This window comes from Candidatus Burkholderia verschuerenii (assembly GCF_001189365.1).
Taxonomy (GTDB): domain Bacteria; phylum Pseudomonadota; class Gammaproteobacteria; order Burkholderiales; family Burkholderiaceae; genus Caballeronia; species Caballeronia verschuerenii.
This window is the reverse complement of the sequence record NZ_LFJJ01000368.1, coordinates 1-12956: the sequence shown is the minus strand read 5'-3', so window position 1 is coordinate 12956 and position 12956 is coordinate 1. Positions and strand designations below refer to the sequence as shown.

The following is a 12956-nucleotide window of genomic DNA, read 5'->3' as shown; positions in this document are numbered from 1 at the left end:
GCTTACCCGGAACAATGGACTCCAGTCGTCCCCATATCTCATCGGTCAGCAACATTCGACTCATCTTGATCGCTTACGCAAAAGATGAGATGTAAACACATTTCTTCAAATGTGAATAGAGCCTAGCCATGTTCCGAAATCATGGCTCATTTTTGAATCGCCGATGAAACCGCTGCCTTCGCTCGACGTTCTCAAAACCTTTCTGGTGGTTGACCAGAAGCTGAATTTCACGCGCGCCGCCGATACGCTCAATGTGACGCAAGGCGCGGTGAGTCGTCAAATCGACGGTCTCGAGGCGCATCTGGGCTATGCGCTGTTCGCGCGGCAGGCGCGCGGGCTCGCGCTCACGCAGCAGGGCGCGCTGCTGGTCGCGCCCTTGCAGCAGGCGTTCGCGCAGATCGGCGAGGCGCTCGCAAAGGGCGCGGCGCAATCGGGCACGCTGCGCGTCAAATGCCCGACCTGCGCGATGCGCTGGGTGTTGCCGCGCGTCATCTGTCTGCAGAACGAGCGGCCGGAGATCGTGGTGGAAGTGACGGCGTCGGTGTCGCATGGCGTCGACTTCAGTGGCGAGCAGTTCGATGCGGCCATCGTGTTCGGCACGCCGTCGCTGAAGGGCGTGAGCACGCATCATCTGTTCGACGAAGTGCTGACGCCGGTTTGCGCGCCCGAACTCTGGAAAGCGCGTCGCGGCAAGATGCCCACGCCCGGCGATCTCGCCGGCAAGACGCTGCTGCATCCGACGCGCGATCGCCGCGACTGGCTGCGCTGGCTGAATGCTTACGGTTATGAAGGTTTGCCGTCGACGAAGGCGCAGCATTTCGACACGCTCGATCTCGCCATTTCGTCGGCGATGCAAGGGCTGGGCGTGACCATCGGCGATCTGTCGCTGATCGAGGAAGACTTGGGCGCGCGTCGCGTGATCGCGCCGTTCTCGCTGTGCGTGCCGAGCGGCGCGGCGTATTACCTCGTGTATCCCGAACGGCCCGCGCCGTCGCCGGCATTGCAACATTTCGCGCAATGGATCGAAGGCGAAGCGCGGCACACGCGCACCCATCTCGCTGCTTATACGAAGCCGATCCATCAACCAATTAATTAAGCTGCGCAGTACAGAATAAAGCCGCTATCGCGTTGGCTGGCTTCATGGAAATTCCGTATCAAAAATGGGAATTTACGTAAGCGGCGCGAAGGATTGCGCTCACTAGAATTCGTCGGTTGAGAGCCGCGTCGTGTGGCTCGCGAAAACAAAAATAAACCGACGCGGAGATCCCTGAGTGCATCTCAGATCCTTCGCCATGGCTAGCACGCGCGTGGCTGCCTTTGGATGGAACCGCTGTAGGCATCGCTTGCCTGGCCGGGCGAGACGTGCATCATGAAGCTGCTGCTCGTCGAGGACAGCATCGAACTGGCGCACTGGATCGTCACGCTGTTGCGCGCGCAGGCGTTCATTGTCGATCACATTCCCGATGCCGAACGCGCCGAAGCGATGCTGCGTAATCCGTGCTACGACGTCGTGCTGCTCGACATGCGTCTGCCGTCGATGAGCGGCAAGGACCTGCTCGCGCGCATGCGACGCAACGGCGACACCGTGCCGGTGATGATGCTGACCGCACACGGTTCCATCGAGGACAAGGTGGAATGCTTCGCGGCCGGCGCGGACGATTTCGTCGTCAAGCCTTTCGATGCCCGCGAGCTCGTCGCGCGCATCAAGGCGCTGGTGCGACGGCACTGCGCGGAGAAAGCGATGGCGCTGGTGTGCGGCGATCTGCGTTACGCGTTCGATACGCGCGAATTCGGCCTGCGCGAGATGCCGCTCAGCTTGCGTCGCCGCGAACACGCGATTCTCGAAGTGCTGATGTTGCGTCAGGGCAAGACGGTATCGAAGGCGATGTTGCAGGAGTGCATCTACAGTCTCGACGATTCGCCGAGCGCGGATGCCATCGATATCTATATTCACCGCTTGCGCAAGCATCTGGCGGAATCGAGCGCGCAGATCATGACGTTGCGCGGACTCGGCTACGTGCTGCGCGAACGCGATCCCATGAGCGTCGGTGAAGACCCTGACGCAAAACGATAAGCCTTGATAGCGCCGTGAAAGATTCGCGGCCTTAGCATGAACGACGAGCAATCCCTCGGATTCCATCATGCAAAGACTATTGGATATAGCATAGTATGTACTGCTTAGTGTATTTGCCGTTGCTTCGACCGCGCTGCTGTTGTGCGCCGTCGCCGGTTATATCGATGTATGGCGCGCTTACAGCGACGATTCGCTGATCACGCAGGAACAGTCGATGTTCGTATCCGACTGGTTCTTCTATCTGAACGCGCTGGTCTGCTTCGTGTCGATGCTGGTGCTGATCCTCTATTTCTAGGCACTCGATCATGCCGAACGCAAAAAGAAGACCGTCCGACCGCCCGCCGCGCAATCGCACGGAAAAAGCCTACTGGTTACCGCTCCCGCGCCGCGATGCCGATCTCATCATCCTGCAATATCGCCTGGCGGTCGAGACGATACGCCGTCAGCGCGCGACGCAAGTCGAGGTGCAATGCGTCGCGCATGCGGTGTTGCTCACGGCGATGCTGACTGAACTAGGCTACGGCCGGCTCGACGCTTCGCTGCTCGAAGGCGCGGAAGACGACGTCTTGACGATGCTCGAACGCGGTCACGCGAGCGGCGATTATTCGTATCGCGAGGAAGGCGTGCAACGGCTGATCGAGGTCATCAACGAGCACGACAGGCAATTGCGCGAGGTGCATGTCGCGGCGCTCGTCGGCTGCAACGAGCGCCTGCAGGCGTGCATGGAATCGATGGCTGCGGCAGGCTAACGACGCGCCGTCCTTACATACCGTGCTTCGTTTCGACCGATTCCCACTGGCCGTTCTTCACCTGATACAGCGTCGACGATGCGTTCTTCAGCGCGCCGTTGGCATCGAACGCGATCGGTCCCGTGATGCCATCGAACGAAATGCTCTTGAGCATCGGACGATACACCTTCGGATCGATCGAGTTGGCCTTTTGCATCGCGTTGATCGCGGCCCACGCGGTGTCGTAGCCGAACGGCGCATACGACAGAATCGCGACGCCGAAGCGCTTCTGGAACTTGTCGCTGAACGCCTTGCCTTGCGGCAGTTTGTCGAGCGGACTGCCGTATTCCCAGGCCTGCGCGCCCTCGGCGGCATCGCCCGCGAGCTTGAGGAAGTCGGCGTCCATCACGCCGCCGCCGCCCACGAACTGCGCGTTAATGCCGAGTTGCTTCATGCGCTTGACGACGGCTGCCGCTTGCCGGTCGAGACCGCCGAAGAAGATCAGATCGGCGTTGGCCGCTTTCAGGCGCGTGAGTTGCGCGCTGAAATCGACCGTCTGGTTGTCGCTGAATTCGCGCGCGACGATGTTGCCGCCGGCGGCCTTCACCGCCTTCTCGAACTCGTCGGCTTCGCCTTGCCCGAAGGCCGTGCGGTCGTCGATGATCGCGATGCGCTTGGACTGCGTCGTCTTCACGGCGTAGGTGCCCGCGTTGCCGGCGTTCTGCGCATCGCTCGAAATGACCGTGAAGACGTTCTGCATGCCGCGCGTGGTGATGGTCGGATTGGTCGCGGCCGGATCGATCATCGGAATGCCGGCGTTGTCGTAGATCGGCGAGGCGGGCAGCGTCGTTCCAGAGTTGAAGTGGCCGACCACGACGGCCACGCCATCGTCGACGAGCTTCTGCGCCGCCTGCACGCCGACGCGCGGATCGGCCTGATCGTCTTCGGCCTGAATCACGAACTTCGCCGTCTTGCCGCCGATGCTGATCTTTTTCGCGTTCGCTTCGTCGAGCGCGAGTTGCACTCCGTTCTGCAGATCCTTGCCGTAGCCCGCGTTCGCGCCGGTCAGCGGCGCGGCGAAACCGATCTTCACGTTGAGATCCTCGGCGTGTACGCTCAGCGGCACGGCGGCGAGGGCGGTCGTGGCGCAGGCCACGAGCCATGCCAAAGTTTTGGTACGGATACGCATGGTTTCCTCTCCTTTTGATTTGGCAAATCCGATTCATCGTCGATCCGATCGAGATCGTGAGCGGCATGGAACACGAGCGTTCGCGCGCAGGCAAGACGGACTTGCCCTCAATGCCGCGTGTTTTGCGTAGCACGTCGGGCAGGCAGCGGACATGCGCAATTTAGAAAGCCAATTTGGCCGCGTCTTGTGGTTTAGTCGCGCGCGCGATGCGGATTTCGGCATAGCCCCGATTGCGCCCGAGCGCACGCCGGTGGCGGTTCCGCGTGTTTTCCTGCGATCAATGACGCGACGATTCCGCGCTAACTCGCGACGTCGCCCGATTCGGCGCGCTTGACAGAGTGCATATGCACTCATATCATGCACAGCATGACATCCCAATCTTCTCCTTTCGACTGCAATTGTTTCGCGATTCGTCAGGCCGCGCGTTATGTGTCGCAGATGTATGAACGTCACATGAACGAAGTCGGGCTGACGGCGGCGCAATTCACCATCGTCGCGGCGATCGGACGCCAACCCGGCGTGCAGATGGCCGAACTGTCCGACGCCATGGTGATGGACCGCACCACGCTCGTGCGGGCGCTGCAGCCTTTGCAACGCGATGGCATCGTCGAGGCGGCGCAGGAATCGCTGGGATCGCGCGCGGTGGGCTTGCATCTGACGGCGACGGGCAAGGACACGCTCGCGAAGGCGGCGGCCGCGTGGCGTGCGGCGCAGGTGGAGTTCGAGCAGAAGTTCGGCGAAAAGCGCGCGAAAGCGTTGCGCAAGTCGCTATTCGAACTGACCGCGATGGAGTGACGGGAACAGGCAGGCTCGCCATCGCGCGGGCCTTTCATTTACGCTTTACTATGCATATGCACTTTAATAATTCTTCGGAGCGAATCATGCAGATCAAAGATAAGGTCGTCCTCGTCACGGGCGCGAATCGCGGACTCGGCAAGCAGTTCGTCAAGTCGCTGTTGCAGGCGGGCGCGGCCAAGGTGTACGCCGCCGCGCGCGATCCGGGCAGCATCGACATTCCCGGCGCGCAGGCCATCCGGCTCGATGTCACCAACGCCGAAGACATCGCGGCAGCGGCGGCGGCTTGCGGCGACGTGCAGATCGTCATCAACAACGCGGGCGCGGTGACGCACGGCTTGCTGACCGACGCGGCATCGACGCCGAGCGTGCGCGACTTGCTCGAGATCAACACGTTCGGCCCGCTCGCCATCACGCAGGCGTTCGCGCCGATCCTCAAGCGCAACGGCGGCGGCGCGGTGGTGAATATCCTGTCGGTGTTGAGCTGGCTCGCGTTGCCGGGCAGCGGCGCGTATCACGTATCGAAGGCGGCTGCGTGGGCCGCGACCAACGCGTTGCGCGCCGAATTGCGCGAGCAGGGCACGTTGGTCGTGGCGGTGCATCCCGGTTACATCGATACGGATATGACCGCGAAAATCGACGCGCCGAAAATCTCCCCGCTCGATGTGGTGAATCAGGTGCTCGCCGCCGTCGAAACGAATCAAGAAGAAGTGCTGGTCGACGAAACGGGCCGCGCGGTGAAGCGCTCCCTGTCGACCGATACGCCGATCTATATCACCGGCATTTGAGGCGCGTTTATTTTTTAACCGCCTGCTGCATTTCCTCGAAACCGGCGGCGGCGGCCTGAACGTCGGGCGGGAAGTCGTCGAATTCCTGCACCTGACGCACTTCGATGATTTCGTTGCCCGACGCCGGGCAACGCTTAGCCCACTCGATCGCTTCATCGCGCGATTTCACCTGGATCATCCAGTAGCCGCCGAGCACTTCCTTGGCTTCGGCGAACGGGCCGTCGGTCACGCGCGCCTTGCCGCCTTCGAACGTGACGCGCGCGCCCATCGACGGTGGATGCAGTCCGTCTAGCGCGAGCAACACGCCGGCCTTTTGCAAATCCTCGTTGTACTTCATCATGGCGGCGACGGCTTCCGCGCTCGGCATCGCGCCCGGTTCCGCGCTTTCGTAGCCGCGCGGGATCATCAGCATCATGAATCGCATGTCGTTGCTCCTTGACTGGTTGGTCGAGCAGGGTAGTCGCTCAAACCTTACGACGTGCAACATGACACGGGATCGACACGCATGCTTGAATATTTTTGTTTAAGCGTTTATCCTTATCCGATTCCGGTTGCCTTCGACGCTTGTCGGATCAAATAATGTAATCCATTACATCGAGAACGCCTTTGATCGGCGCGCGAGCATGTCGGATACCGTTCGTTCACACGAGGAAGTATCGATTGCAGACGTCGCCGAGCGCGCGGGCGTATCGGTCGCGACGGTCTCGCGCGTACTCAACGGGCACACCAACGTGCGTGCGCCGACGCGTGAGCGGGTGCTCGCCGCCGTCGCCGCGAGCGGTTATCGCATCAACGAACTCGCGCGCAACCTGCGCACTGCCGAGAGCCGTCTGCTGCTCACCATGGTGCCCGATTTCGGCAATCCGTTCTACACCGCGATCGTGCGCGGCATCGATATCGTCGCGCGGCAGAACGGCTATTACATGCTGCTGTGCGATATCGGCGTGGAGTTGTCGCGCGAACGCAGCTACTTCGATCTCCTGCGCGGACGGCGCGCCGATGGCGCCATCTGCCTCGATCCCGCCGCCGTGCAAAAGGCGCTTGCCGAAGAAGCGTCGACGCTGCGCTGGGTCGCGTGCTGCGAGTTCGATCCGCTGGCGGGTGTGCCGTATGTCGGCATCGACAATCATCTCGCGGCGGGCGATGTCGTGCGCTACTTGGTCGGGCGCGGGCATTGGCGCATTGCGCTGATCAACTCGGGGCAAGGGTATCTGTATGGCCGCGCGCGGTTGTCCGGCTATCTCGATGCGCTGAAGGACGCGGGCATCGAAGCCGATCCGGCATGGCGTATCGAACTCAACACGCTCGATTACGAAGCCGGCGAACGCGCCGCCGTGCATCTCGCGTCGCTTGGAGAACGTCGGCCGACTGCGATCTTCGCGGTGTCGGATACGCTGGCCATCGGCGTGATGCAGGGCGTGCGCGTGCCCGACGACATGGCCGTGGTCGGCTTCGACGATATCGCCGTGGCGGCGCACGTCGATCCGCCGCTGACGACCGTGCTTCAGCCGATGCAGCAACTCGGCGAGACCGCGGCCGAACTGCTGCTCAAGCGTCTGCGCGATCCGCACGCGGAAGTGCCGGGCGTGCTGCTTCCGCATCGTCTCATTGTGCGAAGGAGCGCGTAACGATGAGTCTTGCCGTGCGCTTCGATGGAATCGAGAAACAGTTCGGGCCGGTGCGCGTGCTGCACGGCGTGAGCTTCGATCTCGCGCCCGGACGCATCTACGGTTTGCTCGGCGAGAACGGCGCGGGCAAGTCGACGCTCATGAAAATCCTCGCTGGCTACGAACGCGCGAACGCCGGCGAGTTGTACGTCGACGACACGCCGCGCACGTTTTCCAATTCGCGCGACGCGGAAGAAGCGGGCATCGTGCTGATTCATCAGGAACTGAATCTCGCGGATCATCTGACGATCACGCAGAACATGTTTCTCGGCCACGAGATACGCAAAGGCTTCTTTCTCGACGAGTCCGCGATGCGCGAAGCCGCGCGCATTGCGTTGAACGATGTCGGTCTCTACACGAACCCCGACACGCGCGTGCGCGATCTGATCGTCGCGGAGAAGCAACTCGTCGAAATCGCGAAGGCGATGCTGCGTGCGGCGCGTCTGTTGATCATGGACGAACCGACCGCGACGCTCACGCCATCCGAAACGCAGCGCCTGTTCGCATTGATGATGCGTTTAAAAGGCGCGGGCACGACTATCGTCTATATTTCGCACAAGCTCGATGAAGTCGAGCGCGTCACCGACGAAGTGATCGTGATGCGCGATGGCCGCTTAGTCGCGCGCGCGCCGACCGATGAAGTCACGCGTCAGCAGATGGCCAACCTGATGGTCGGTCGCGAAGTCTCCGACATGTTCCCCGACAAGCCCGCGCTCGCCAACGATGCGCCGGTCGCGTTCAAGGTGGAACAGGCATCGGTGCCGGACTGGGCGGAAGGCGTCAGCTTCTCGGTGCGCCGCGGCGAAGTGTTCGGTTTCGCGGGACTGGTCGGCGCGGGACGCACGGAGTTGTTCGAGGCGCTGGTCGGATTGCGCGCGATGCAGGCGGGGCGCATCGAGATCGAGAACGAAAGCGTCAAGCTAAAGAGTCCTCGCGATGCGATGCGTCACGGCATCACGTATCTGAGCGAAGATCGCAAGGGACGCGGCCTGCACGTCGACATGGCGCTGAAAGACAATCTCACGATGATGACGCTCGAGCGTTACGCGCATCCGCTGATCGACGGACGCGCAGAGCGCGATGCGCTGACATCCGCCGTGAAGGACTTCGGCATTCGTACCGGCAATCCTGCGATTCGCGCGCGCATGCTCTCGGGCGGCAATCAGCAGAAGCTCGCGCTTGCGAAGTTCCTGCATCCCGATCCACGCGTGATCGTGCTCGACGAACCGACGCGCGGCGTCGATGTCGGCGCGAAACGCGATATCTATTTTCTGATTCATCGCCTGGCTGCGGAAGGCCGCGCGGTGATCGTGATTTCATCCGAACTGATCGAACTGATCGGCCTGTGCCACCGCGTGGCGGTGATGCGTGCGGGGGAACTCGTCGCGACGCTCGGCATGGACCTTCTGACCGAAGAGAGGTTGATCGCGCATGCGACCGGCACACACTGAAGACACGGCGCAAGAGGGGCGGCTTACCGCATTCGCACGTTTTCTATTGGGCATCGGGCCGTTGATCGGGCTGATCGCGCTATGCATCGCGGGCACCTTGTTGAATGGCGATTTCGCCACCTTCGACAACGCGATGAACGTGCTCACGCGCACATCGTTCATCGGCATCATCGCGGTGGGAATGACCTTCGTGATCATCTCGGGCGGTATCGATCTGTCTGTCGGCTCGATGGCCGCGCTTATCGCGGGCAGCATGATCGATGTAATGAACGCGCTATTGCAGGGCTTTCATGGTCATGCGGTGCCGCCGCTGCTGATCATCTTCATCGGTATCGTGCTGGCGCTGGTGCTCGGCGCGCTGTTTGGCTTCGCGCACGGCATTCTGGTGACTAAAGGGCGTATCGAGCCGTTCATCGTCACGCTCGGCACGTTGGGCATCTTTCGCGCGCTGCTGACATGGCTCGCCGATGGCGGCGCGCTCACGCTCGACAATTCGCTCGTCGATCTCTACGGGCCGGTGTACTACGCGAGCGTGCTGCATGTGCCGGTGCCGATCTGGATTTTCCTGATCGTCGCGGCGGGCGGCGCGCTCGTGTTGAATCGCACGGTGTTCGGGCGGCATGTGCAGGCGATCGGTTCGAACGAACAAGTCGCGCGTTATGCGGCGATTCGCGTCGATCGCGTGAAGATCGCGACCTATGTGTTGCTCGGACTGTGCGTGGCCGTGGCGACGATTCTCTATGTGCCGCGTCTGGGTTCCGCTACGCCGACCACCGGCCTGCTATGGGAACTCGAAGCGATCGCGGCCGTGGTCGTCGGCGGCACGGCGTTGAAGGGCGGCGAAGGGCGCGTGATCGGCACAGTCATCGGCGCGATTCTGCTTTCGGTCATCAACAATATTTTGAATCTAACGAGCATCATCAGCGTGTATCTGAACGCGGCGGTGCAGGGCGCCGTGATCGTCGTCGTAGCCTTTCTGCAGCGTGGTCGTCGATAGCAAGCGGTTCCATAACACAGGAGACATCGTCATGAAGAAAATGCTTCGCGCGCTCGGCGCGCTGACGCTCGCGGCGAGCGCGTTCGCCACGACATCCTCATTTGCGGCGGACAAAGTGGTGCTCGGCGTCGCGATTCCGACGGCCGATCACGGCTTCACGGGCGGCATCGTGTGGTGGGCCAATGAAGCGAAGAAGGAGCTGGAGAAAGCGAATCCGGATTTGAAGGTCATCGTCAAGACGGCGGCGAGCGCGCCCGAACAGGCGAATCAGTTGCAGGATCTCGTGACGGTGAACAAGATCAATGCATTGGTGATTTTCCCGCAGGAATCGGCATCGCTGACGCAGCCGGTCGCGCAGGCGAAAAAGAAGGGCGTGTATGTGACCGTGGTCGATCGCGGCCTGACCGACACCAGCGCGCAGGACGCCTACGTCGCCGGCGACAACACCGCGTTCGGCAAGATTCCCGCCGAGTATCTCGCCAAGGTGATGGACGGCAAGGGCGATATCGTCGCGTTGCGCGGCATTCCGACCACGCTCGACAACGAACGCTGGACCGCGTTCGAAGGCGTGATCAAGCAGCATCCCGACATGAAGATTCTCGATGCGAAATACGCCAACTGGAATCGCGACGATGCGTTCAAGGTGATGCAGGACTATCTCACGCGCTTCAAGCATATCGACGCCGTATGGGCCGCCGACGACGACATGATGATCGGCGTGCTCAAGGCGATCGATCAGGCCAAGCGCACCGACGTGAAGATCGTGTTTGGCGGCGCCGGATCGAAGGAAGCGGTGAAGCGCGTGATGGACGACGATCCGCGCGTGAAGGCCGATGTGTCGTATTCGCCGAAGTTTATCTACGACGCGATCAAGCTCACCGCCGAAGCGCGTCTGAAGGGCGAGAAGCTGCCGGCGACGACCATCATTCCGTCGGTGCTGATAACGAAGGAGAACGCCAAGCAGTTCTATTTCCCGAACTCGCCGTTCTAATGGCATGAAGCCGGTCGCGCGTCGGCCGGCTTTTTATCGAGGCGAAAGATGAAGATCATAAAAGGCCCGGCGATATTTCTCGCGCATTTCATGGGCGACCACGCGCCGTTCGATACGCTCGCGAATCTCGCGGCTTGGGCGAAAGGACTCGGCTACGAAGGCATTCAGGTGCCGGCGGATCCGCGTCTGATCGATCTGGAGAAAGCCGCGTCGAGCGATGCGTATTGCGATGAGATTCGCCGTGTCGTCGACGATGCGGGCGTTGCGATCACCGAGTTGTCGACGCATCTGCAAGGGCAACTCGTCGCGGTGCATCCTGCTTACGATACCTTGTTCGACGGGTTCGCCGCGCCACAGGTACGTGGCAATCCTAACGAACGTACGAAATGGGCGATCGAGCAATTGAAGCTTGCCGCAGCGGCATCGAAGCGGCTCGGTCTCGATACGCACGTGACGTTTTCGGGCGCGCTCGCGTGGCCGTATGTCTATCCGTGGCCGCAGCGTCCGGCGGGTCTCGTCGAGACCGCGTTCGAAGAACTGGCGAAGCGCTGGCGTCCCATTCTCGATGCGTTCGATCGCGCGGGCGTGGACGTATGCTACGAGCTTCATCCGGGCGAGGATCTGCATGACGGCGTGACCTTCGAGCACTTTCTCGCGACCGTGGACGATCATCCGCGCGCGAACATCCTGTTCGATCCGAGTCACTTCATGTTGCAGCAACTCGACTACCTCGCGTTCATCGATATTTATCACGCGCGCATCAAGGCGTTTCATGTGAAGGACGCGGAGTTCAGGCCGAACGGCAGACAGGGCGTGTACGGCGGCTATTCGGGATGGGTGGATCGCGCGGGGCGTTTTCGTTCGCTGGGCGATGGGCAGATCGACTTCAAGGCGATCTTCTCGAAGATGGCGCAATACGATTTCGCGGGCTGGGCCGTGCTCGAATGGGAGTGCGCGTTGAAGCATCCCGAAGACGGCGCGCGCGAAGGCGCGGTGTTTATCCGCGATCACATCATTCGCGTGGGCGAACGCGCATTCGACGACTTCGCCGGCAGCGGCGCGAGCCGCGAGCAGATGCGCGACGTGCTCGGACTGGGAGACGGACGATGAATCGCGTGCGGCTGGGCATGGTCGGCGGCGGCGAGGGCGCGTTCATCGGCGCGGTGCATCGGATCGCGGCGCGGCTCGACGATCGCTATGAACTGGTGGCGGGCGCGTTGTCGTCGGATGCGCAGCGCGCGGCATCGAGCGCGGCGGCGATCGGGCTGGCGCGCAGTTACGCGGATTATCGCGAGATGGCGCGCGTCGAGGCGGGGCGTTCGGATGGCATCGAGGCGGTGGCCATCGTCACACCGAACCATCTGCATGCGCCGATTGCGACGGTGTTTCTCGAAGCGGGCATCCACGTGATCTGCGACAAGCCGCTGGCGGTATCGCTCGATGAAGGCGAGGCGCTGGCGAAACTCGCGCGCGAGAAGGACCGCATGTTCGCGGTGACGTATACGTACACCGGCTATCCGATGGTGCGGCACGCGCGCGGCATGGTGAAGCAGGGCTTGCTCGGCGATATCCGCGTCGTGCAGGTCGAGTATGCGCAGGACTGGCTGTCCTTGCCGGTGGAAACGCAGGCGAACCGGCAGGCCGTGTGGCGCACCGATCCCGCGTTGGCAGGCCCGGCGGGATGTCTAGGCGATATCGGCACGCATGCGTATCAGCTCGCCGAGTACGTGACAGGAATGCATCCTGCCGAGCTATCCGCGGATGTGACGACCTTCGTGGCGAATCGACGCGTCGACGATCACGTTCAGGCGATGTTCCGTTACGCGAGCGGCGTGCGTGGCATGTTGTGGGCGAGTCAGGTCGCGGCAGGCGAGGAAAACGCGCTGCGCTTGCGCGTGTACGGCACGAAGGCGGGCTTGTCGTTCGATCAGCAGACGCCGAACGAATTGTGGTTCACGCCGATTGGTGGCGCGTCGCAGCGGCTGACGCGCGGGCGCGTGCAGAGTCCCGAAGCGCTGCACGCGACGCGCGTGCCGGCGGGGCATCCGGAAGGGTATCTGGAAGCGTTCGCGCAGGTTTGCTCAACGCCTGCTTCGCCACGACTGGATGGTGATACTGAGCCCATCCACGTAGCATCGGATTAAGCAGCCGGATCAACTCGATCTGCTTTGCCGCTTTGTGACCGCTGATCGTATCCGCCACCGAGCGGAAGAATGCTTGCACATTCTTCTTGCTGGGCTTGATGAGCAGTTTTCCCGAGTACTTACGGAAATTCC

14 protein-coding genes and 1 pseudogene are annotated in these 12956 nt (G+C 61.9%); 12 read left to right on the top strand and 3 right to left on the bottom strand.

Annotated elements, in window-relative coordinates; translation table 11 throughout:
- Nucleotides 1-163 precede the first annotated feature (163 nt).
- The 4 genes from BVER_RS28975 to BVER_RS28965 all read left to right on the top strand — a co-directional run bounded on the left by BVER_RS28975 (nucleotide 164) and on the right by BVER_RS28965 (nucleotide 2823).
- Complete coding sequence (locus BVER_RS28975) at nucleotides 164-1096, top strand: LysR substrate-binding domain-containing protein (protein ID WP_050456159.1); 933 nt, start codon at nucleotides 164-166, stop codon at nucleotides 1094-1096.
- 273 nt (nucleotides 1097-1369) lie between these two features.
- Nucleotides 1370-2074, top strand: a complete 705-nt coding sequence (locus tag BVER_RS28970) for a response regulator (RefSeq protein WP_050456158.1) — start codon at nucleotides 1370-1372, stop codon at nucleotides 2072-2074.
- Between the two features lie 139 nt (nucleotides 2075-2213).
- Complete coding sequence (locus tag BVER_RS32105) at nucleotides 2214-2369, top strand: hypothetical protein (RefSeq protein WP_157056305.1); 156 nt, start codon at nucleotides 2214-2216, stop codon at nucleotides 2367-2369.
- Nucleotides 2370-2379: 10 nt separating this feature from the next.
- Entirely contained in the window at nucleotides 2380-2823 is a 444-nt protein-coding gene (locus BVER_RS28965) for a hypothetical protein (protein ID WP_050456157.1), read from the top strand.
- A gap of 13 nt (nucleotides 2824-2836) precedes the next feature.
- Here BVER_RS28965 and BVER_RS28960 read toward each other — a convergent pair whose 3' ends face one another.
- Complete coding sequence (locus tag BVER_RS28960; RefSeq protein ID WP_050456156.1) at nucleotides 2837-3991, bottom strand: branched-chain amino acid ABC transporter substrate-binding protein; 1155 nt, start codon at nucleotides 3989-3991, stop codon at nucleotides 2837-2839.
- A gap of 366 nt (nucleotides 3992-4357) precedes the next feature.
- Here BVER_RS28960 and BVER_RS28955 point away from each other — a divergent pair, with 366 nt between their 5' ends.
- Both BVER_RS28955 and BVER_RS28950 read left to right on the top strand, forming a co-directional pair.
- Entirely contained in the window at nucleotides 4358-4786 is a 429-nt protein-coding gene (locus BVER_RS28955) for a MarR family winged helix-turn-helix transcriptional regulator (RefSeq protein WP_050456160.1), read from the top strand.
- Between the two features lie 86 nt (nucleotides 4787-4872).
- Complete coding sequence (locus BVER_RS28950) at nucleotides 4873-5574, top strand: SDR family oxidoreductase (protein WP_050456155.1); 702 nt, start codon at nucleotides 4873-4875, stop codon at nucleotides 5572-5574.
- A 7-nt stretch (nucleotides 5575-5581) separates the two neighbouring features.
- On the opposite strand, the gene BVER_RS28945 is transcribed toward BVER_RS28950, so the two are convergent.
- Entirely contained in the window at nucleotides 5582-5998 is a 417-nt protein-coding gene (locus tag BVER_RS28945; RefSeq protein ID WP_050456154.1) for a YciI family protein, read from the bottom strand.
- A gap of 199 nt (nucleotides 5999-6197) precedes the next feature.
- Here BVER_RS28945 and BVER_RS28940 point away from each other — a divergent pair, with 199 nt between their 5' ends.
- The 6 genes from BVER_RS28940 to BVER_RS28915 are packed head-to-tail and all read left to right on the top strand — an operon-like array spanning nucleotide 6198 to nucleotide 12824.
- Nucleotides 6198-7202, top strand: coding sequence for a LacI family DNA-binding transcriptional regulator (locus BVER_RS28940; RefSeq protein ID WP_050456153.1), 1005 nt, complete (start codon nucleotides 6198-6200; stop codon nucleotides 7200-7202).
- Nucleotides 7203-7204: 2 nt separating this feature from the next.
- Nucleotides 7205-8692 carry a sugar ABC transporter ATP-binding protein gene (locus BVER_RS28935; RefSeq protein WP_050456152.1) on the top strand — a complete coding sequence of 496 codons (1488 nt, stop codon included), beginning with the start codon at nucleotides 7205-7207 and terminating at the stop codon, nucleotides 8690-8692.
- Nucleotides 8673-9689, top strand: a complete 1017-nt coding sequence (locus BVER_RS28930) for an ABC transporter permease (protein ID WP_050456151.1) — start codon at nucleotides 8673-8675, stop codon at nucleotides 9687-9689. Before BVER_RS28935 ends, BVER_RS28930 begins: the two co-directional genes overlap by 20 nt.
- 31 nt (nucleotides 9690-9720) lie before the next feature.
- Complete coding sequence (locus BVER_RS28925; protein WP_050456150.1) at nucleotides 9721-10680, top strand: substrate-binding domain-containing protein; 960 nt, start codon at nucleotides 9721-9723, stop codon at nucleotides 10678-10680.
- 48 nt (nucleotides 10681-10728) lie between these two features.
- Entirely contained in the window at nucleotides 10729-11790 is a 1062-nt protein-coding gene (locus BVER_RS28920; RefSeq protein ID WP_050456149.1) for a sugar phosphate isomerase/epimerase family protein, read from the top strand.
- Nucleotides 11787-12824, top strand: coding sequence for a Gfo/Idh/MocA family protein (locus tag BVER_RS28915; RefSeq protein ID WP_232316924.1), 1038 nt, complete (start codon nucleotides 11787-11789; stop codon nucleotides 12822-12824). Before BVER_RS28920 ends, BVER_RS28915 begins: the two co-directional genes overlap by 4 nt.
- Here the strand turns inward: BVER_RS28915 and BVER_RS31000 are convergent.
- Nucleotides 12757-12956 (bottom strand): annotated as a pseudogene (locus BVER_RS31000) (group II intron maturase-specific domain-containing protein); the annotation flags it as partial. The gene BVER_RS28915 and the pseudogene BVER_RS31000 overlap by 68 nt on opposite strands.